The sequence below is a fragment of the Streptococcus sp. 116-D4 genome, from assembly GCF_009731465.1.
GTDB classification, from domain to species: Bacteria; Bacillota; Bacilli; order Lactobacillales; family Streptococcaceae; genus Streptococcus; species Streptococcus pseudopneumoniae_E.
Window position 1 is genome coordinate 1306761 of record NZ_AP021887.1, and the last position, 22203, is coordinate 1328963.

Here is a 22203-nt window from a genome sequence, read left to right on the forward strand (position 1 = left end):
CTCCTTTATGATAAGATTTAATCCGTTTAACAGATTTTATTTGGTATTGATTTGGTTAAAACGTGCAAACTTGGCTGCTTTTTGAGTTAAATGAGACAAGATTGCCAAACGATTTTGACGGACAGCCTGATCTTCGGCCATAACCATAGTATTTTCAAAGAAAGCATCAATAACTGGACTAAGCGCAAAGAGCTGTTTCAATTGCTGACTGGCAGTCCCTGACAAAACGAGTGATTCTACTGCTTCTGCCAAGGCTTTCTCTTCTTCATTCTCAAAGAGTGCTGAATCAACTGCTACAACTCCCTCTGCCTTCTCAGCTAAGTTAAAGGCACGAGAAAGTGATTCGACTGATTGTTTAAAGTCTTCTTTCTTGCTTGCTTCTACGAGAGCACTGGCTGCTTCTAACATATCTGCCACAACAAAGTTTGATCCTGCAAGAACAGCTTCTTTTATGTCTTTTGGAGTAGAACCCATCATCTTATCAACACGAGCCTTGATGAAGTCCATAACTTCAGCTTTATTTTCATAAGTCAAGCTGTCAAAATTCAATGCATAAAAGCTATCAATCAGCTCGTCCATAGCAATGTGCCAACCAAAGGCGTCCAAGATACGAACCACACCTTGAGTCGCACGACGAAGTGCATAAGGGTCATTAGACCCTGATGGAATCAAACCTACTGAGAAGAAACTCAAAATCGTATCCAATTTATCTGCAATGGCAAGCACTGCACCGACCTTGCTCTCTGGAAGTTCTCCTTCAGCTGATGTAGGCATGTAGTGTTCACGAATAGCAGCTGCCACTGCTGGACTTTCACCAGCAAGAAGGGCATATTTCTCCCCCATAATTCCTTGGAGCTCGTCAAATTCACCAACCATACCTGTCAACAAGTCAAACTTATAAATGGCTGCTGCACGAGCAAGGTCAACTGTTTCATCCACTGACAAGCCAGCTTTTTCTGCCAAAAGAATAGCAATCTGACCCGTACGAATCATGTGCTCACGAAGAGAACCAATTTTCTCATGGAAGGTGACATGGTTTAATTTTTCAACAAGTTCAGAAATAACCAATTTTTGGTCTTCACGCCAGAAGAATTCTCCGTCTTCCAAGCGGGCTACCAAGACTTTTTCATTTCCTTTGATGACATTTTCCAAATACTCTGCATTTCCGTTACGAACCGAAATGAAGTTTGGCAAGAGTTTTCCATCTTGATCACGGACAACAAAGTAACGTTGGTGTTCCTTCATTGAAGTCACCAAGACTTCTTCCGGAACTTCAAGGTATTTGGCATCAAAACTTCCCATAAGGGCAGTTGGGTATTCAACCAAGTTCAAGACTTCATTCAGCAAATCAGCGTCAATTTCGATACTTACACCATGTTTTGTCTCAATTTCCTTGATTTGGTCAACAATCATTTGCTCACGTTCACGTGGATCTGCGATTACAAACTGCTTACGAAGGTCTTCTTCATAACTCAAGGCTGACTGAATCTTGGTTTCTTGTCCTAAGAAACGATGACCACGACTCACACGCCCTCCCTTAATATCAAGGAAATCCAAATCAAACTCTTGCTCATCCAAGAGAACAGTTAAAGTGTGAACAGGGCGGATGTATTCAAAACTATTTCCAGCCCAGTGCATGCTGACAGGGAAAGTCAATGACTTCAAGACATCTACAACACCAGGAACAATTGCTTCAACTGCTTGACCAACTTCTTCCTTAGTGACATAGACATATTCTTCACCCTTGATTTCACGGAATTCGATATCTTCAACAGTCAATCCTTTTCCACGGACAAATCCTTGAGCTGCTTTGGTAAAATTTCCATCACTATCCAAGGCAATTTTCTTTGCTGGACCCTTGAAATCTTCTGTCAAATCAGCCTGTTTGTCTGCAAGACCAGTCACACGAACAGCCAAACGACGTGGTGTTGAGAAGGTCTGAATAGCTTCAAAAGACAGGCGGTTCTCCTTGAGGAAGGCTGCCATTTTTTCGCCTAGTTGTTTTTCACTTGGTGTGACAACATAGGCTGGTAATTCTTCAAGACCGAGTTCTACTAATAAGTTTTTTGTCATGTTTTTTCCTTTACATTTTCTTCAATCTTTTTTGATATGTACCTTAGGTACTGGGGGCGTCGCTAACTAACTTTTGTGAGTCTGTAAGGAAATCTTATACCAAATAAACTAAGATTTCCAACAGTCTCATCAAAGTGGATTTAGCTGACTGACTTTTGAACCCAAGGTTTCAAAAATCCCCACATAACAGTACGGCGGTGCATATCACTCTAGCAAGTCTTCGACTTGTCTTTAACGATTTTAGAGCACAGTATTACTTACTATTCTGCGTCTTCTGCTAAGAGTTTAGCTCGTGTTGCTTCATCCAATAGTGGGTAGCCGAGGCGTTTTCGTTCTGCGACAAAGGTTTTGGCTACGACACGGGCCAAGTTACGGATACGAGCGATATAGCCTGCACGCTCGGTTACCGATACGGCACCACGCGCATCAAGTAGGTTAAAGGTATGTGAACATTTGAGAACATAGTCATAGGCAGGGTGCACCAATCCTTCTTCCAAGGCGCGACCAGCTTCTTTTTCAAACTTATCAAAGTTTTCAAGCAACATTTCTTGGTCAGAAATTTCAAATGAATATTTTGAATGCTCGTACTCAGGCTGGATAAAGATTTCTCCGTATTTTACACCATCAGCCCACTCAATATCGTAAACAGAGTCTACTTCTTGGATGTAAGAAGCCAAACGCTCCAGACCATAGGTAACTTCCGCAGTCACAGGGCCAGTTGCCAATCCACCTACTTGTTGGAAGTAAGTGAACTGAGTGATTTCCATCCCATCAAGCCAAACTTCCCAACCGAGACCAGCTGAACCAGTAGATGGATTTTCCCAGTTGTCCTCAACGAAACGAATATCGTGTTCTAATGGATTGATACCTAATTTTTCCAAAGACTCAAGGTAAAGCTCTTGGATATTTGATGGAGAGGGCTTCATAACCACTTGGAATTGGTGGTGTTGGTAGAGACGATTTGGGTTTTCTCCGTAACGACCGTCAGCAGGACGACGTGATGGCTCTACATAAGCTGCATTCCACGGCTCAGGTCCGATAGCACGAAGGAAAGTGTAAGGACTCATGGTTCCCGCACCTTTTTCATTGTCATAAGCCTGCATAAGCATACAACCTTGGTCATTCCAAAATTGTTGCAAAGTAAGGATGATTTCCTGGAAAGTCAATTTTTTAGACATGTTTTACTCCTTTTTCTATAAATTACTTGCGACACGAGTCTGCCTCGTCAATCGTACGAGGCAAGACGAGTTAGTACTGCATCTAGCTTAAACAGACCTAAAGCAGTAGGAATGTATAGAAAATCAAAGACTGATTTTCTTGAAAGAAGACTCAGGTTCAAAATCAAAAAGAACCGAATTTCAACACCCAAGCCTTGCGACTAGGGGCGTCAGAAACGCGGTTCCACCCTAATTTATTACTTCATTGTTTTTGAAAATAATACAGAAAGTGCCAGTTCTTTATTTTGCCCTGCTTGGCTCCCACTATCCCAAGCTCGCTTGCAGAACGCCATAAGACTTTCTTTCCTGCTGACTATTATATCAAAAATTGGAACAATGTACAATTCTTTTTACAATTTTCTAGAAATCCATGTCATCAACTCGTGGAGCACCAGACTGAACAGCAATTGTTTTTAAGGTTTCACGTTCCTCATGACTCAGTTCAATTCCAAAGCAATCAAGATTAGCCTGAATACGAGATGCTGTGACAGATTTCGGAAGCGGTAAAAATCCTTCTGCCAAGCTCCAGGCCAAGGCTACTTGAGCAACCGATTTTCCGTGATTTTCAGCTATTTCTTGCACTTGCTTGCTATCAAACAGTTCTCCCTGACCAAAAGGGCCCCAAGCTTCCAATAAAATACCTTCTTCTCGACAGTAATCTACGACTTCCTCTTGAAACACACCTGGAGCCAGACGAACTTGATTGACCGCTGGAAGAATTTTTGCTGTTTCAAGCAAGGCATCCAAATGATGGGGAAGGAAATTACTAACTCCGATGGCACGGATCTTACCTTCTTGGTAAAGATCCTCCATAGCTCTCCATACTTCCGAATTTCGGATTTTCCATTGGTTATTTTCTCTTAGTGGTTTTGGATTTGGCCAATGAATCAAATACAGATCCAAATAGTCCAACCCCATCTTCTCTAAAGACTCTTCAAAAGCCTGACGAGCTTGCTCATAGTTGTGATTTGTATTCCACAATTTACTGGTTACAAAAATTTCCTCTCGCGGAATTCCACTATCTTGAATAGCACGACCAACGCTTTCTTCGTTTTTATAGATGGCTGCCGTATCGATATGGCGATAGCCTGCCTTTAAAGCCTCTAAAACTGCTTGGTAGGCAATCTCTCCATTTTCTGCTTTCCAGGTTCCAAATCCCAGAACTGGAATCGTAACGCCATTATTCAAAGTATAAGATTTCATAATTTTTCCTTTCCAAATTAGAAGAAAATCCAAAGAGCCAAATTTTCAAGGAAAACTTATCTCTTTAGATTTTGTGTATTATTGGTCACGGTCGTAATAGAGCTGATGAGGGTTAAGACGAGTATTTAACAAATCTGGAATTGTTACAAAGTCATAACCTTGCCCTTTCAAGTAGTCAATAACCTTCGGTAGAGCATTTACCGTCTCAGCATGGATATCATGCATAAGAATAATAGAACCATTCTTGACTTCACGCTGAATTTCTGTTAAAATCGCTGCTTCATTCCTACTCTTCCAATCCAAACTATCCACATCCCACAGAATAAAGCTCAAATCGAGGCTATTGCGAATGTCATCTGTAATGGCTCCATAAGGAGGACGCATAAGTTTGGAACTAGAACCCAGCACCTTAGTTAGCACATCCTCAGTATCAGTAATTTGTTTTTTGGCTTCGTCAAGCGAAAGTTTTGAAAGAACGGGATGGCTCCAACTATGATTTCCAACGACATGGCCATCTGCTTTCATTCGCTTCAAAATCTCTTCATTTCCAGAAACATTCTTACCTAAAACAAAGAAAGTTGCCTTGATACCATACTTAGAAAGAGTGTCTAATGCTTGATTTGTCGTTGCAGGATTTGGTCCATCATCAAAAGTCAAGGCTACTACTTTACGATTTTTCTTTTGATAATAAGCCTTATAAAGTTCCGCATCCTTATCTAGCAAATATGAGGACTGAATGATCTCAAAGAAATTAGATACTGGAATGGCAATCTCATCTAGATTTTCAACTGCCTGATTTGGATAAAGGATCATTTGGCTATCCTTATAATCAAAGTTCCATGCAGACAAGTCTTGATCAGAAAAGCTTTTAACTAGCTGATCAATCTTTTCTTGCTCTACCTTCTTGTCTTGTAAGAAAGTGGTGATTTCTTTTAACAACTGCTCTTTGGCTTTACTAGCATCTGAAAATAATTGATCAAGTGTAAAAGGTTTACCATCTTCTGTCAAATGGACTTTTGCTAGACTAGTTTTTTCAGTCTCTTCAACTTTTGACGAAGTTAAATCATAGACTTGTTTCATCACATTTCGGTTGACAATTCCATTTAAAGTCGAATCTTGTTTCTCCGTATAATAAAAAACCAGATTTTCCTTGTCTTCCAGATTTTCCTTAATATCCTGTGTCATGATTTCTTTTACAGATGAAATCACTTGCTCCCCTTGGAGAGGATAATAGGCAATCACTTCGGCTTTCCCCTTACGAAAATGATCTTTCTGATTTCCCTCACTCAATTGATTATCTTTATCATTTTTTAAAGACTCAATTTTTTGTTCGAAACTATGCTTTGTATATACTTTGTATCCAATAATTGAACCAAGGACACAAATACTTACTGAAAAGATAGCTACTAGGGCTATTAAACCGATTCTCTTTTTATCGTGCTCAACACGTTTTGCTCTACTTTTATCCATAAGACTATCATATCAAATTTAAGCTACAATTTCAAGGATTTTATAGGAGATAGTATATTAAAAAGAGGGGCGATCCCCCTCTTAAGATTTTATTTGACTGCTTCTTTCAAAGCATCTACCTTGTCCAGACGTTCCCATGGAAGATCAATATCTGTACGTCCCATATGTCCATAGGCTGCTGTTTGACGGTAAATTGGACGTTTGAGATCCAGCATTTGGATAATTCCTGCTGGACGAAGGTCAAAGATTTGACGGGCTGCTTTTTCAAGCTTGCTTTCAGCTACCGTTCCAGTACCAAAAGTATCGATACGAACAGAAACAGGCTGGGCAACACCGATAGCATAAGCCAGTTGCACTTCTGCCTTCTTAGCAAGACCCGCTGCAACGATATTCTTAGCAATATAGCGAGCCGCATATGACGCAGAACGGTCCACCTTAGTCGCATCTTTACCAGAGAAGGCACCACCACCGTGACGAGAGTAGCCACCATAAGTATCTACGATAATCTTACGACCAGTCAAACCTGAGTCCCCTTGAGGTCCACCAATTACAAAACGACCAGTAGGATTGATGAAGCATTTTGTTTGCTCATCCAAGTAAGAGGCTGGAATGACCTCTTTGATAACCTTGTTAATGACATCATTACGAATTTGTTCGTTGCTGACTTCTGGATCGTGCTGGGTTGAAATCACGACTGTATCCACACGTATTGGACGGTCATTTTCATCGTACTCAACTGTAACTTGAGATTTAGCATCTGGGCGAAGATAGCTAATTTCCCCTGACTTACGAAGTTCTGCTAAACGACGAACCAATTTATGACTGAGTGAAATTGGCAAAGGCATGAGCTCTTCTGTTTCATCCACTGCAAATCCAAACATGAGACCTTGGTCTCCAGCACCAATCAAGTCAAGCGGGTCTTGATCTGCATTCCCACGAACCTCCAAGGCTTCGTTAACACCTTGGGCAATGTCAGGAGATTGTTCCACTAAAGATGGATGGACTCCTACAGTTTCAGCAGAAAAGCCATATTCAGTATTGGTATAACCAATCTCTGCAATGGTATCACGAACCACACGGTTAATATCCACATAGGCATTTGTAGAAATTTCACCAAAAACGTGAACAGAACCAGTATATACAGCTGTCTCAGCAGCAACGTGCGCCTCTGGATCTTCTGCTAAAATAGCATCCAAAATCGCATCTGAAATTTGGTCTGCAATCTTATCTGGGTGCCCCTCAGATACAGATTCAGACGTGAATAATTTACGTTCTGACATAAAAATGTCCCCCCTTAAAAATAGTGTTATAGAGTTACAAAGTACTGATAAAAATTTCTACCATCTACGAGTTGCGACTCGAAAGAAATAAAAACGATACTTTTTATTTCTGAAGCTAGTGAGGCGCATAGGGTGACCGCATTATAGCGGCAACCGTAGAATGACGAGTGACTTCTTTGGAGCCGTCATTCTTTGCGAGTTGCGACTCGAAAGAAAAAATAGAAATTTTTACCATCTTATCGGGACTATATAACTCTACCATTATATCATTTTTAAGCGCAATTTGCAGTCTTTATACTCTTTAAACCACGTCTTCGCCTTGCTCTATAGATGTTACTGACTTCGTCAGTTCTATCTGCAACCTCAAAACAGTGTTTTGAGCTGACTTCGTCAGCTCTATCTGCAACCTCAAAGCAGTGTTTTGAGCAGCCTGCGGCTAGCTTCCTAGTTTGCTCATTAATTTTCATTGAGTATTAATGTGATGTTTCAATGTAGATATTTCGTTCTCATAAAGCAAAAAGTTGGAGCTCAGTACTCCAACAATTACTATTAAAATGTTTGGCGTTTTGCTTTACGCTCTGCACGACCACGAGCGCGATTTTCAGAGCGCTTAGTCTTGCGGCGTTTTTCATCAACCGCCCATTTAATTTTCTTCTTATAACCCGGTTTGACTTTTTTCTTTTTCTTTTTGACCAAACCAATCATTTCGATGTCAAGCTTGTCTTGTTTTTTCTCACGGTTGGCACGACGATCACGGTCATAAGTATCTTGAAATTCCCCGTCTTTGACCATCTTAGGAGTAAACTTGATTCCCAATTTCTCCAACTCACGAATATCTGAGTCATCACTTGGCTGGTAAAGGGTAATAGCTGTACCTGGTAGGCCATTTCGTCCAGTACGACCAACACGGTGAACAAAGAAAGATAAGTCTTGCGGAATAGCATCATTGATAACATGGCTGACACCTTCAATGTCAATTCCACGCGCGGCCAAATCCGTTGCGACAATGTACTCAAAATCCAAATTTTTCACCTGGTTCATGATACGTTTGCGCTCACGAGGGGCAATATCTCCATGAATCTTTGCCACCTTCAAACCTTGAGCAGTCAGGTAAGAATGCAATTCATCAGCACGCGTTTTAGTGTTCACAAAAATCATTGCCAAATACGGTTGCATCAACTGAGTCAACTGGTAAATTTGAGCATTCTTGTCACGTCCTTTAGTAGAAATCAACCAATTATCAATGGTATCAGAAATGACCGTTTTGGTCTTGATTTTCTCCATAACAGGATTTGATAAGTATTTTTTCAAGAATGGTTGTAGTTTTTGTGGGATAGTCGCTGAGAAGACCATGAATTGCAAGTCTTTTGGAAGACTTCCAGCAATCTTATCAACAGTTTCTAAGAATCCCATATCCAAGGTCATATCTGCCTCATCGACCACAAAGGTCTTAGCCTTGTGAATAGCTAGGTCACCAGACTTAACCAAGTCATAAATACGGCCTGGTGTTCCAATAACAATATGAGGCTGGTTGTTTGCCAATTTTTCAATTTGGCGAGCCTTATCAGTACCACCCACGTAATTAACCACACGAACTTCCGTTTCTGAGTGGGCTGCAATCTGACGAGCTGCTTGATAAATCTGAGTAGCCAACTCACGGCTCGGTGCAGTAATCACTGCCTGTACACTATCACTAGCTTCATCTAATTGCTGGAAAATCGGCAACAAGAAAGTATGAGTCTTACCTGAACCTGTTTTTGATTCACCGACTAGGTCACGACCTGCCAAAACAATAGGAATCAACTTATCTTGAACCTCTGTAGGAGTTGTAAATTTCAACTCCTCCAAGGCTTCTTCTATATATTTTTTAAACTTAAATTTCGTAAATGACATAATATCCTCGATTCTATCTATCTTATCAATTATACCACATTTTATTCCATTTCAGTAGTCTCACTCATAGAGCTTACTTTCAGTAGCTTATCTAATCAGAAAAAGGCTGGAACTTCGTGATTCCAACCTCTTTTCAGTCCTTATTTCCAGTTTAAAATAGCATTCAAGCCAAAGTGGTCACTGACTTGCGGACTCTTATTACCATTAAATACGACATGTAAATTTTCCACCGCTAATTCTTTTGTAGTAAAAACATAGTCGATTCGAAGGGGTTCTGTGTTCCCTTTCCAGCCATCAATTTCTGGTGGAACAGTGTAGCTACCACTTTTCTCTTGAGCAACTTCAAATGCGTCTTGTAAGCCTAATGGACTAGCTAAAATAGCTTGGTAGCCTTCCTGACCAGCTGGATTGTTGAAATCTCCAGCCAGCAAAAGTGGCTTGTTCAATTCTTTCAATACAGCCTCAAATCGTGCCCATTCTTCTTGGAAACCTTTATCCCACCAAGAAAGGTGGACACTGGCAACTGCAAGATCCTTGCCGTCAACTACAGTTTCAGCCAAGGCAACGCGGCGAGTATGATAGTCAGTTGGATCATCCACATCTGAAACCAAAATTTCTCTTGCTTCAATAGGTGTTTTAGACAAGATCGCCACACCTTCATGGTAGCGGTCATAACCGATATGGTTATAGGCCCAAGTCCAGTAGTAATCTTTCCCTTGCTCTGACAACTTTTCAACCAAGAGTCTAACATAGTGGTCTTGATGAATAGGTTCAGCTGCTGGCAAAGCTTGATAGAAATCATTAACTTCTACCTTAGGCGAGGTAATCTCCTGATTGATTTCTTGGAAACAAATCAAATCATAGTCTTTATCAAGAATATCTTCAAGCAAGAGCTGGAATTTTTCTTCAGCTTCTTTTTCCATCCAGCTATGAGTATTGAGTGTTAAAAATTTCATGCTTTTCTCCTAAAACAAGAGGTTGGAAAACAGCTTCCAACCTCAAGTATATTACAATTCTACTTTAGCAACTGCTGTTTTAGCTGCCAGAGAACCTGTTTGTTCTAATTTAACAGATTTGATAGCATCAGCATTTGTGAAGACAACCACTGTTGAAGTTTCACGACCTGCTGCACGAATCGCATCCAAGTCAGCTGTGACAAGCTGATCACCTGCCGCGACTTTTTGTCCTTCAGTTACATGAACTGTAAATGGTTTTCCTTCAAGACTGACTGTGTCTAAACCAATGTGAACCAATACTTCAAGACCTGCTTCAGTCACAAGACCAAGAGCGTGTTTTGTAGGGAAGATACTTGATACAGTACCTGAAACTGGAGATACGATATTTCCATTTGCTGGTTCTACCGCAAATCCATCACCCATCATTTTTTGAGAAAATACTGGATCTTTTACTTGTTCCAAAGCAACAACTTGACCGTCTGCTACTGAGTAAACTACCTCAGTAAGACCTTTAAAGTGAACAGTGTTTTGTTGCGCTTCAGTCATTTGACTTGGAAGAGTTTCAGGAATGATTTCACCTGAGTCAAGGATATCTTGGATATCAGATTTCAATACATCAGCTTTTGGACCGTAGATAGCTTGAACCCCTTGTCCTTTCATGACAAGGCCCATAGCTCCTTCAGCTTTCCATTGTTCTGCATCACCAACTCTATCAGCATCTTTTACAGTTACACGAAGACGAGTCATACATGCATCAACATCAACGATGTTTGCACGTCCACCAAGAAGGTTAATAATGTTTACAGCTTGAGAGCCTGCTGCAACTTTCACTTCGCTACTAGCTTCTTCTGAACCTTCAGCAGTTTCGTAGTTTCCGTTACGTCCTGGAGTTGCATAGTTGAATTTTTGAATCATGAAGTTTGCGATAAAGTACATGATCACAGCAAAGAGAACAGTTACCCAAACGAAGTTAATGATATCCATACCAAGACCAGCATTGAAAGCTAGTGGAGTACGAGTCAAGAATTCGATTGAACCGAATGAGTGCACACGAAGGTTCACAATATCAGCCATAGCGAAGGCAGCACCTTGAACAAGTGAGTAAACAAGATAAAGAGGTGTTGCGACGAACATGAACATGTATTCGATTGGTTCAGTTACCCCTGTCAAGAATGTTGCAAGAGCTGTTGCAATCATCATACCTTTGTATTTATGTTTCTTGTCAGCATCAACATTACGGTAGATTGCCACGATCACACCCATCAAGATACCAAATGAACCAATCATTTGTCCAACTTTGAAACGAGCTGGGTGAACAGTATCTAACAACGTTTGGTAGTGACTTGCATCTGTACTTTTAAGGTTAACAAGGTCTGTTACCCATGCAAGCCAAAGTGGATCTTGACCAAATACCTGAGTTCCTTTTGCTGCACCAGTTAACACATCATAAGTACCACCAAGAGCTGTATAGTTCATTGGGATAGTCAACATGTGGTGAAGTCCAAATGGCAAGAGCAAACGTTCCAAAGTACCATACAAGAATGGTGCGAGAACAGGTGCTGTTTCTTGTGAATTCGCAATCCAGATACCGAAATTATTGATACCTGTTTGAACTACTGGCCAGAAAGCAGCAAGTACGATTGCAGCGATTGCTGAACGAAGAATAACGACAAACGGTACAAAACGTTTTCCGTTAAAGAATGAAAGTGCATCAGGAAGTTTACGGAAGTTGTAGTATTTGTTGTAGGCAGTTGCCCCTACGAAACCTGAGATAATCCCTACAAATACCCCCATGTTAAGGGCTGGTGCCTCAAGTACGCTAATGAAGTAATCAGAAACCTTGATAGAGTTACCAAAAAGTGTTGATACCATTGCGTTAGGATCTTTCAACATATCACTGCTTACACTAAAGATTGTACCAGTGATACGGTTAATTAAGATGAAGGCAAGACCAGCGGCGAAAGCACCACCAGCGCGTTCTTTAGCCCAGCTTCCTCCAATTGCTAGGGCAAACAAAATGTGAAGGTTACCGATAACCCCCCAACCAATTTGCTCAAGGATTCCTCCTGTAATTACTAGAGGGGCAAGATTTGGGTCAATCAATGCAAGCGACTTACCGATTGAAATCATCAATCCAGCCGCTGGCATAACAGCGATAACCACCATCAAAGCCTTACCGAATTTTTGCCAAAACTCGAAAGACAAGACATTTTTGAATGTATCTTTCATCATTCAAATCTCCTTTATTTTTATTTAGGCAAACGTTTTACGAAAACGTTTGCACTTTTTATATTTCAATTATACCACTTTAATTTTTTTTGTAAAGGCTTTTATAAAAAAAAGTAGACTTTTTTCTAAAATTTTTGTAGTAAAAAAGGAGATAGTAAAATCTCCTCAAATGTACTTCTATTTTATTTTAGATTTTCAAGAATCGGCGCATAGAAATTCCTGATCCAATTGAACCGATAAAAATGCCAAGCACAAATAATAAAGCAATCATCAGTGGGCTGAATACCTCTGGTGATATCATTGAAAGGTTCTGACCGACTAATGACTTATTAACCGATTGGTAAACCATTTGATATACAATGAACACCAGAGCTGATGGAAGTGTTGCTCCAAATAAACCAATGAAGGCACCTTCAAGTAAGAAAGGTCCGCGAATATAGCCATTCTTAGCACCTACTAAACGCATGATTTGAATTTCACGGCTACGTGAAATAATGGTGATACGAATAGTATTAGAAATCAAGAAGACTGCAATAAAAATCAATAATCCCGCTATAAATAGACCCCAGACACGAATAAAGGCAGCTAACTTAAACAAGCGTTCTGTATTGGCACCACCATCTTGAACTTCTGATACCCCTTCAATTTTCTTAGCCTCTTCTGCTACTGTCTTGACATCACTTGGTGTATTTGTATCTACTATATAAGCATCATAGAGAGGATTGGCATCACCTTCAAAGATTTTCCAGTTTTCCCCCATTGTTTCTGTCAACTTTTCATATTGTTCTTCTTTACTTGAAAAAGTGACATTCTTAACGGTTGGCATACCTTTCAAAGCATCATATACCTTATGGTAGTCGTTATTTGTAACTGTTTGGCCTTCTTTTTCAATCGTCTCACTATTATCAGCTACGTCTTTACGAATATATACCACTACTCTGACATTATTTTCAATATCTGAAGCTAATTTAGCCGTATTAAAGATGACAGATGCAAATATTGCAACCAAGGTCAAAGTAATCATAACCGAACTGACAGCAGCTACTGTCATCCAGCCATTTCGTTTCAAACTTTTTAATGATTCAAATAAATGACGAAAAAATCTATTAATCATCGTATCCATATTCTCCTTTAGCTTCGTCACGAACGACACGGCCATTTTCAATGGCAATGACACGGTGGCGTAAGGTATTTACAATCTGACTATTATGGGTAGCCATCAAGACAGTTGTACCTTGGAGATTGATGCGTTCCAACAAATTCATAATTTCCCATGAATTATCTGGGTCCAAGTTTCCTGTTGGCTCATCCGCAATCAATACTTTGGGATTGTTTACAATGGCACGAGCAATCGCAATCCGTTGTTGTTCTCCACCTGAAAGTTCATTTGGGAAAGAACGAACCTTATGCTTCAATCCAACCAAGTCTAAAACTTCCATAACACGTTTTTTGATATTACGGCGACTTTCACCAATAACTTCCATTGCATAGGCAATGTTTTCATAAACCGTTTTCTTTGGCAACAGTTTATAGTCTTGGAATACTACCCCAACGCTACGACGTAGAAGTGGAATATCTTTCTTCTTGATTTTTACTAGATTAAAATTTGCTACAGTTAAGTTTCCTTTTTCGATTTTTACTTCGCGATACAAGGCACGAATAAAGGTTGATTTTCCGGCTCCTGAAGGACCTACAATATAGACAAATTCTCCGGGTTCAACAGTGACTGAGACACCTCGCAAAGCTGTCGTTCCGTTATCATACTTTTTGACGACATCTCTCATTTCAATGATTGACATATGAGTTCCTTTCTATCTTAGCTGATTCGCCACTTGAGATAGGCATCGATAAAACCATCTAGGTCTCCGTCCATAACCTTATCTACTTGCGCAACTTCAAAGCTAGTTCGATGGTCTTTTACCATGGTATATGGCGTGAAAACATAAGAACGAATTTGGCTTCCCCATGTGATTTCCTTTTTCTCACCTTTGAGGGAATCAACTTCCGCTGCTTTCTTTTCTTGCTCCATTTGGTATAGCTTTGCCTGCAACATTTTCATGGCACGATCTCTATTTCCATACTGGGTACGATCAACCGTTGATTGGACGACAGTTCCAGTTGGAATGTGGGTTAAACGTACACCTGTTGAAACCTTGTTGACGTTTTGTCCACCAGCACCACCTGAACGGAAGGTATCCATCTTGATGTCATCTTCCCGGATTTCCACTTCAATGGTATCGTCCAACTCAGGCATCACTTCTACGGATGTGAAAGAGGTATGGCGACGTTTAGCAGAGTCAAATGGTGAGATTCGCACCAAGCGGTGAACACCCATTTCTGACTTGAGAAGACCATAGGCATTAGGCCCTTCAAATGATAGGGTTACTGACTTGATACCAGCTTCATCTCCTGCTTGGTAATCCAAAACTTCTACTTTAAAGCCTTTGGCATTTCCATAGCGAGTGTACATACGAAGGAGCATATCACCCCAATCCTGTGCCTCAGTCCCACCCGATCCTGGATGGATTTCTAAGATGGCATTATTATGGTCATAAGGTTCTGATAAGAGAAGGGTCATCTCGTAACTGGCCATCATCTTATCAAGTTCGGCTAACTGCGTTACCAATTCTTCATGCACCGACTCATCTTCAGCTAAAAAGTCTAATAAAATTTCGACTTCATCCTGCAACTCTTCCATTTTGTGGAAGGTGTTGTAGGTGTTTTTTAATTCATTTAATTCTTGCGACGTTTTTTGGGCCGCGATATTATCGTTCCAAAAATCAGGTTCTGTCATCTTGTTTTCCAAGATAGCAATCTCTTCTTCTAAACCTTCGAGGTCAAAGAGACCCCCTAAAAGAAGCTAATTTTTCACGATTTGAGTCAATTTTCTGACGAATTTCTGAAATATCCATAAGTACTCCTTTTTGATATCATTTCATTATACCATAATCTCTTATTTCTTTCCATCATTTTCTCTACTCTCCTTTGAACTTGACCAATAAAGAGATTCTAGACAAGCTTTTGAGCTATTCAGAAGACTTAAAACACCACTATCAGATCTATCAGCTCTTGCTTTTTCACTTTCAGAACAAAGACCCTGAGAAATTTTTCGGACTCATTGAGGACAATCAAAAGCAGGTTCATCCTATTTTTCAGACTGTCTTTAAAACCTTTCTAAAGAACAAAGAGAAAATCATCAACGCCCTTCAACTACACTATTCTAACGCCAAATTAGAAGCAACCAATAATCTCATCAAACTTATCAAACACAATGCCTTTGGATTTCGGAACTTTGAAAACTTCAAAAAGAGGATTTTTCGCTCTGAACATCAAAAAAGAAAGGACGAATTTCGTCCTTTCTTTAGCTTAGCTTTTTTCAATCATTTACAGTTGATAGATAGCCAAGACTTTCAGTTTTTAGTCTTCTTTTTTCTTGCGAGAAAGAAGTCCAAATCCGCTAAGGGCTCCAAGAAGTCCAAGCGCTGCTAGGCCTGCATGGGCTTCTGTACCTGTATTAGGCAATTCCTTCGCTTCTTCTTTCTTAGCTGGAGTGCTATCAGATGCTTGTACTGAATTGTCCGCAACAGTTACTTTAACTGGAACTTCATCCATAGATCCATCTGGGTAAGTTACCACAACTGTTGCGTCTTTGACACCTGGTGTTGTTGTATCAACTGGTGTCTTGTATTCAAACTTAGTTCCATCTGGTAGGTCTCCTACGTTTCCGATTGAATCTTTAGCGTTTGGAGTTTCACCTTTGTTCACTGTTTGATCTTTAGCTACTGGTGTGTTCTTGTCCGCATCTGTGCTTGGATCTTTAACAGTTACTTTAACTGGAACTTCATCTTTAGAACCATCTGGGTAAGTTACCACAACTGTAGCATCTTTGTCACCTGGTGTTGTTGTATCAACTGGTGTCTTGTACTCAAACTTAGTTCCATTTGGTAGGTCTCCTACGTTTCCGATTGAATCTTTAGCGTTTGGAGTTTCACCTTTGTTCACTGTTTGATCTTTAGCTACTGGTGTGTTCTTATCCGCATCTGTGCTTGGTGTTGAAGGCGCTGGCATGTTTGGTGTTGAAGGCGCTGGCATATTTGGAGTTACTACCTTAACGGTTACTGGAACTTCATCTTTAGAACCGTCTGGGTAAGTTACTACAACTGTTGCGTCTTTGTCACCTGGTGTTGTTGTATCAACTGGTATCTTGTATTCGAACTTAGTTCCGTCTGGAAGGTCTCCTACGTTTCCGATTGATTTCTTAGGATCTGGAGTTTCACCAACATTAACAGTTTGTTCTTTAGGTGTTGGTGTGTTCTTATCTGCATCAGTACGTGGATCTGTAACAGTTACTTTAACTGGAACTTCATCTTTAGATCCATCTGGGTAAGTTACTACAACTGTTGCGTCTTTGTCACCTGGTGTTGTTGTATCAACTGGTGTCTTGTATTCGAACTTAGTTCCGTCTGGAAGGTCTCCTACGTTTCCGATTGATTTCTTAGGATCTGGAGTTTCACCAACATTAACAGTTTGTTCTTTAGGTGTTGGTGTGTTCTTATCTGCATCAGTACGTGGATCTGTAACAGTTACCTTAACCGGAACTTCATCTTTAGATCCATCTGGGTAAGTTACTACAACTGTTGCGTCTTTGTCACCTGGTGTTGTTGTATCAACTGGTGTCTTGAATTCGAACTTAGTTCCTTCTGGAAGATCTCCAACGTTTCCGATTGATTTCTTAGGATCTGGAGTTTCACCAACATTAACAGTTTGTTCTTTAGGTGTTGGTGTGTTCTTATCTGCATCAGTACGTGGATCTGTAACAGTTACTTTAACTGGAACTTCATCTTTAGATCCATCTGGGTAAGTTACTACAACTGTTGCGTCTTTGTCACCTGGTGTTTTTGTATCAACTGGTGTCTTGTATTCGAACTTAGTTCCGTCTGGAAGATCACCTACGTTACCAATTGATTTCTTAGGATCTGGAGTTTCACCAACGTTAACCGTTTGATCTTTAGGAGTTGGCTCGTTCTTATCTGCTTGAGTTGGGTTTTCTACTACCTTAACAGTTACTGGAACTTCATCCTTAGAACCATCTGGGTAAGTTACAACAACTGTTGTTTTCTTATCGCCTGGTGTTTTAGTGTCTACTGGAGTCTTGTATTCGAACTTAGTTCCGTCTGGAAGATCACCTACGTTACCAATTGATTTCTTAGGATCTGGAGTTTCACCAACGTTAACCGTTTGATCTTTAGGAGTTGGCTCGTTCTTATCTGCTTGAGTTGGGTTTTCTACTACCTTAACAGTTACTGGAACTTCATCCTTAGAACCATCTGGGTAAGTTACAACAACTGTTGTTTTCTTATCGCCTGGTGTTTTAGTGTCTACTGGAGTCTTGTATTCGAACTTAGTTCCGTCTGGAAGATCACCTACGTTACCAATTGATTTCTTAGGATCTGGAGTTTCACCAACGTTAACCGTTTGATCTTTAGGTGTTGGCTCGTTCTTATCTGCTTGAGTTGGGTTTTCTACTACCTTAACAGTTACTGGAACTTCATCCTTAGAACCATCTGGGTAAGTTACAACAACTGTTGTTTTCTTATCGCCTGGTGTTTTAGTGTCTACTGGAGTCTTGTATTCGAACTTAGTTCCGTCTGGAAGATCACCTACGTTTCCGATTGATTTCTTAGGATCTGGAGTTTCACCAACATTAACAGTTTGTTCTTTAGGTGTTGGTGTGTTCTTATCTGCATCAGTACGTGGATCTGTAACAGTTACTTTAACTGGAACTTCATCTTTAGATCCATCTGGGTAAGTTACTACAACTGTTGCGTCTTTGTCACCTGGTGTTGTTGTATCAACTGGTGTCTTGTATTCGAACTTAGTTCCGTCTGGAAGATCTCCTACGTTTCCGATTGATTTCTTAGGATCTGGAGTTTCACCAACATTAACAGTTTGTTCTTTAGGTGTTGGTGTGTTCTTATCTGCATCAGTACGTGGATCTGTAACAGTTACTTTAACTGGAACTTCATCTTTAGATCCATCTGGGTAAGTTACTACAACTGTTGCGTCTTTGTCACCTGGTGTTTTTGTATCAACTGGTGTCTTGTATTCGAACTTAGTTCCGTCTGGAAGATCTCCTACGTTTCCGATTGATTTCTTAGGATCTGGAGTTTCACCAACATTAACAGTTTGTTCTTTAGGTGTTGGTGTGTTCTTATCTGCATCAGTACGTGGATCTGTAACAGTTACTTTAACTGGAACTTCATCTTTAGATCCATCTGGGTAAGTTACTACAACTGTTGCGTCTTTGTCACCTGGTGTTTTTGTATCAACTGGTGTCTTGTATTCGAACTTAGTTCCGTCTGGAAGATCTCCTACGTTTCCGATTGATTTCTTAGGATCTGGAGTTTCACCAACATTAACAGTTTGTTCTTTAGGTGTTGGTGTGTTCTTATCTGCATCAGTACGTGGATCTGTAACAGTTACCTTAACTGGAACTTCATCTTTAGAACCGTCTGGGTAAGTTACTACAACTGTTGCATCTTTGTCACCTGGTGTTTTTGTATCAACTGGTGTCTTGTATTCGAACTTAGTTCCGTCTGGAAGGTCTCCTACGTTTCCGATTGATTTCTTAGGATCTGGAGTTTCACCAACATTAACAGTTTGTTCTTTAGGTGTTGGTGTGTTCTTATCTGCATCAGTACGTGGATCTGTAACAGTTACCTTAACTGGAACTTCATCTTTAGATCCATCTGGGTAAGTTACTACAACTGTTGCGTCTTTGTCACCTGGTGTTTTTGTATCAACTGGTGTCTTGTATTCGAACTTAGTTCCGTCTGGAAGATCTCCTACGTTTCCGATTGATTTCTTAGGATCTGGAGTTTCACCAACATTAACAGATTGTTCCTTAGGTGTTGGTGTGTACTTGTCCTTATCTTCTTTTGTAACTGTAAATGTAAATGTTTCAGTTACAGGATTTCCGTCAGCACCTTTAACAGGATTTCCATCCTTACCTAGAACTGTAACAGTTACTTCTGATACACCTTCAGTTGTTGGTGTTCCAGTAATTTGTTTTGTTGCTGGGTCGTAAGAAACACCATCAGGAAGTCCTTCAACCTTGACAGAACCATCTGTAGGAACTTTCTCTACTGTGACAGTAACTGGTGTGATTTCTTTTCCAACTACGCCTGTTTGATCATCAATTGGAGTGATTTTTGAAGCGATTGAGTTTGGATCTTTAGTGTTTGTACCATCTGTTGTTTCGTCAGTATCGTTCACACCGTCGTTATCATCATCTTCGTCAGTCACGTCTGGGATCTTATCACCATCAGTATCCAACTTAAATTTAGCTGTCACTGAATCAGTTGATTTATCACTGTATGTTACTGTGACAGGCACGTCAACTTCTTCAATTGTTGTTCCTGGTTTAGCTGCAGTAGTGATTGCACCTGTACTTGGATCAATTGTTACAGTATAGCCTTCTGGAGCCATAAAGTCAGATGGGATACTATATGTAGCACCTTCTGGAGCTTTAGTTGCTGCATTATCTTTACCTTTGAATGTAGGCGTTACTGTTGCAGGTGTTCCTGGTGTTACAAGTGTATCTGCATATTCTGGAGTGTATTTGTCTGTTTCTTCCGCAGGAACAGCTGTAAATGAATCAAGCGCCAAAGCTGACTGAAGGTTATCTGTCTTCTCACCTTGAAGGAATACAGCTGATGTATAAATAGCATCCTTATCAAGATCTGCTGGTACTGTTAACGGTACTGAGCCAGCAGTTCCTTCTCCTGTTGACGTTACAGTTGTCGCTTCACCGATTGGTTTACCATCTTTGAACCAACGGATTTGGTATTCGCGATTTGGCAAAAGTCCACCAGTCGTACTTTCAGCAGTGTTTCCTGGTTTTGCAAAGTTATTAGCGTTATCGTAAACCAAAACATCGTGCATTGGTTGAGGTGCGATGAGGGCAAAGTTGGTATTTGAAATATTTGCTGCCGCAAGTGATGAAGGTCCTACTGGAAGAAGACCATCTGACGTACCTTCAAACATATTTGATTGGTAGTTGTTGCTCCAAATAGCATAGTTATCGACAAGAACAGTGGTATAAACATAATCCGTATTGATGTGACGGTGTTTTTGCCCAATAGTACCGTTCCACTTCATCAAATGGCTATTGTCTACATCTTCGTCTTTTACGAGCGTTCCGAATTCTTCATCAGAAACTTTGTGTGAAATTTTAAGACCGCTATTAGCCTGAGTAGCGCTTACACCGTAAAGACCACGGAATGGAATACGGTAGTTGCCGTCTTTATCCACAGTCGTCACAACAGTTTCAGCAATATGTGAGCCTTTACCATGTTCGGCTTCATATTCTCTGATGATTTTAGCTTGAGCAGCTTTAAAATCATCTAGTCCATATTTTTCGTTTTTGTGTTCTTTTTTCCATTGATCTAAACGACGTGTCACTTCATCGTTAAGGTATGAAGCTGCTACTTTTACGTTAGTCGCATTGATATCGTAGCTATCTTTTTTGTACATACGTGCATCAGAACCGCTAGGGTCGCGAACGTCATACCAAACGCTTCCTCGGATTGTACCATAGTCACCCTTACGTGAGAATTGACCGTCTGCTAAATCACCAATTTCACGTTCTGCTTCTGGTTTCAAAAGGTAATCTTCTGCATTTGGTTTTTCTTGAAGAACTACTTGACCATTCACAATACGGTTGATACCAGCTGTGAAATCCCAAGATTCATTTGTACGACTAAGACGTCCGTGGAAACCTGTACGTTGGTCACCTGATTTGATGACATTGTATTTTTTTGGATCTGGATTTTCAACCCAAGTACGGATTGCAAAGTTAGGATCACCTGCAAGTTGAAACTCACCTGTAGCTCCTAAACGGTTTGCTACTGGTTTAGATAAGTCAAATACATAAGTTCCATCTTCTTCACTTGTTGTTTTGTAAACTGGAGAAACAAAACCTTTACCAGTAACATACTGAAGGTACACATTCACTCCACCAAGACGTTTTGCATCTTCTTGGTCATCGTTACTGATTGTACCATTACGGTAGAGCCAAGCTGTTCCTTGATAAGTTTGCTTTTCACCCTTCACACCCGGGCTGTAGATTGCATTCTTTTGAGCAGCATCTTGAAGTTCAGAATCAAAAGCACGTGTGCTGACGGCATTTTCTGGATCAAGAGCAGCGGCACGGGCACGACGTGGACGTGCAGGAGTTTCAGATGCAGAAGCTGCTTTTGCCTTTACTTTAACTGTTTGAGAAGCTGCAAATGTTGCGCTTGACCCATCTTTAAATGTGACAACTGCTGATCCGTCTTTGCTGACTTTAACATCAGTCGCTGTCGGATTTACACCTTTAATTGCTTCTGTAACATTTGAAATTTCTTCAGCAGTTAAGGCTGATGCATCCGCTACTGTTGTCAAGCTTGGTGCTACAACAGAATCTGATTCTTTTGTAGTCGCTGCCACTGGTGTAGCATCAGGCTCTGTAGCTTTCTCTTCAGCTTTAGCTTCTTCTGTAGCTGGTGCAGCTGGCGCAGGGGCTGGTTTCGCATTAGCTTCTGTAGGTGTTTGAGCTTCTGCAGCAGGTGCTGCATAGGTTACCTTTTCTTCACCTGCAGTCGCCTTAGTGGTTTCCGCAGTAGGACCTGCATCTTGCTTAGTGGGTTCCGTAGTAGAACCTGCTTCTGGCTCAGTTTCTACCTTTGCGTCTGCTTTAACTGATGGAGCGACTAGTGCTGCCCCAACCGCAAAAACAAGCGAACAACCGAAAAGGAAATGTTTCCCTTTTTTAATCATACGCCAATTTTTTTGCTCTGCATTTTTACGATTAAAATACATGTTATGATCTCCTTTTAGTAT

Annotated in this window: 12 protein-coding genes and 1 pseudogene; 1 reads left to right on the forward strand and 12 read right to left on the reverse strand. The window is 40.5% G+C overall.

The window, feature by feature from the left end:
• Positions 1 to 36: 36 nt before the first annotated feature.
• From glyS to prfB, 11 genes are all read right to left on the reverse strand, one after another.
• A complete protein-coding gene (glyS, locus tag UKS_RS06720; RefSeq protein WP_156012287.1) occupies positions 37 to 2073 on the reverse strand; it encodes a glycine--tRNA ligase subunit beta in 2037 nt (678 codons plus the stop codon).
• A gap of 260 nt (positions 2074 to 2333) precedes the next feature.
• Complete coding sequence (gene glyQ, locus UKS_RS06725) at positions 2334 to 3251, reverse strand: glycine--tRNA ligase subunit alpha (protein WP_000038733.1); 918 nt, start codon at positions 3249 to 3251, stop codon at positions 2334 to 2336.
• Between the two features lie 399 nt (positions 3252 to 3650).
• Positions 3651 to 4493 carry an aldo/keto reductase gene (locus UKS_RS06730; protein ID WP_049497748.1) on the reverse strand — a complete coding sequence of 281 codons (843 nt, stop codon included), beginning with the start codon at positions 4491 to 4493 and terminating at the stop codon, positions 3651 to 3653.
• Positions 4494 to 4571: 78 nt separating this feature from the next.
• The gene (gene pgdA, locus UKS_RS06735) at positions 4572 to 5963 is read right to left on the reverse strand and encodes a peptidoglycan-N-acetylglucosamine deacetylase PgdA (RefSeq protein ID WP_156012288.1); all 1392 of its coding nucleotides are present in this window, start codon (positions 5961 to 5963) and stop codon (positions 4572 to 4574) included.
• 89 nt (positions 5964 to 6052) lie between these two features.
• Positions 6053 to 7243, reverse strand: coding sequence for a methionine adenosyltransferase (metK, locus tag UKS_RS06740; protein WP_156012289.1), 1191 nt, complete (start codon positions 7241 to 7243; stop codon positions 6053 to 6055).
• A gap of 549 nt (positions 7244 to 7792) precedes the next feature.
• Positions 7793 to 9136, reverse strand: coding sequence for a DEAD/DEAH box helicase (locus UKS_RS06750; protein WP_049494893.1), 1344 nt, complete (start codon positions 9134 to 9136; stop codon positions 7793 to 7795).
• A 140-nt stretch (positions 9137 to 9276) separates the two neighbouring features.
• The gene (locus UKS_RS06755) at positions 9277 to 10092 is read right to left on the reverse strand and encodes an endonuclease/exonuclease/phosphatase family protein (protein WP_156012290.1); all 816 of its coding nucleotides are present in this window, start codon (positions 10090 to 10092) and stop codon (positions 9277 to 9279) included.
• A gap of 51 nt (positions 10093 to 10143) precedes the next feature.
• Positions 10144 to 12324, reverse strand: coding sequence for a PTS transporter subunit IIBC (locus UKS_RS06760; RefSeq protein ID WP_156012291.1), 2181 nt, complete (start codon positions 12322 to 12324; stop codon positions 10144 to 10146).
• Positions 12325 to 12508: 184 nt separating this feature from the next.
• The gene (ftsX, locus tag UKS_RS06765) at positions 12509 to 13435 is read right to left on the reverse strand and encodes a permease-like cell division protein FtsX (protein ID WP_156012292.1); all 927 of its coding nucleotides are present in this window, start codon (positions 13433 to 13435) and stop codon (positions 12509 to 12511) included.
• Entirely contained in the window at positions 13428 to 14120 is a 693-nt protein-coding gene (ftsE, locus tag UKS_RS06770) for a cell division ATP-binding protein FtsE (protein ID WP_049494898.1), read from the reverse strand. The genes ftsX and ftsE overlap by 8 nt, the downstream gene beginning before the upstream one ends.
• 17 nt (positions 14121 to 14137) lie before the next feature.
• Positions 14138 to 15233 (reverse strand): peptide chain release factor 2 gene (prfB, locus tag UKS_RS06775; protein ID WP_150532676.1). Its coding sequence is split into 2 segments (ribosomal slippage): positions 14138 to 15160 and positions 15162 to 15233, totalling 1095 coding nucleotides; the frame shifts between segments, so codons are not numbered across the junction.
• 73 nt (positions 15234 to 15306) lie between these two features.
• Between prfB and UKS_RS06780 the strand changes: the two are divergent.
• A pseudogene (locus tag UKS_RS06780) lies at positions 15307 to 15691 on the forward strand (transposase); the annotation flags it as partial.
• A gap of 47 nt (positions 15692 to 15738) precedes the next feature.
• Here UKS_RS06780 and UKS_RS09935 read toward each other — a convergent pair.
• Positions 15739 to 22182, reverse strand: coding sequence for a Rib/alpha-like domain-containing protein (locus UKS_RS09935; protein WP_156012293.1), 6444 nt, complete (start codon positions 22180 to 22182; stop codon positions 15739 to 15741).
• Positions 22183 to 22203 lie beyond the last annotated feature (21 nt).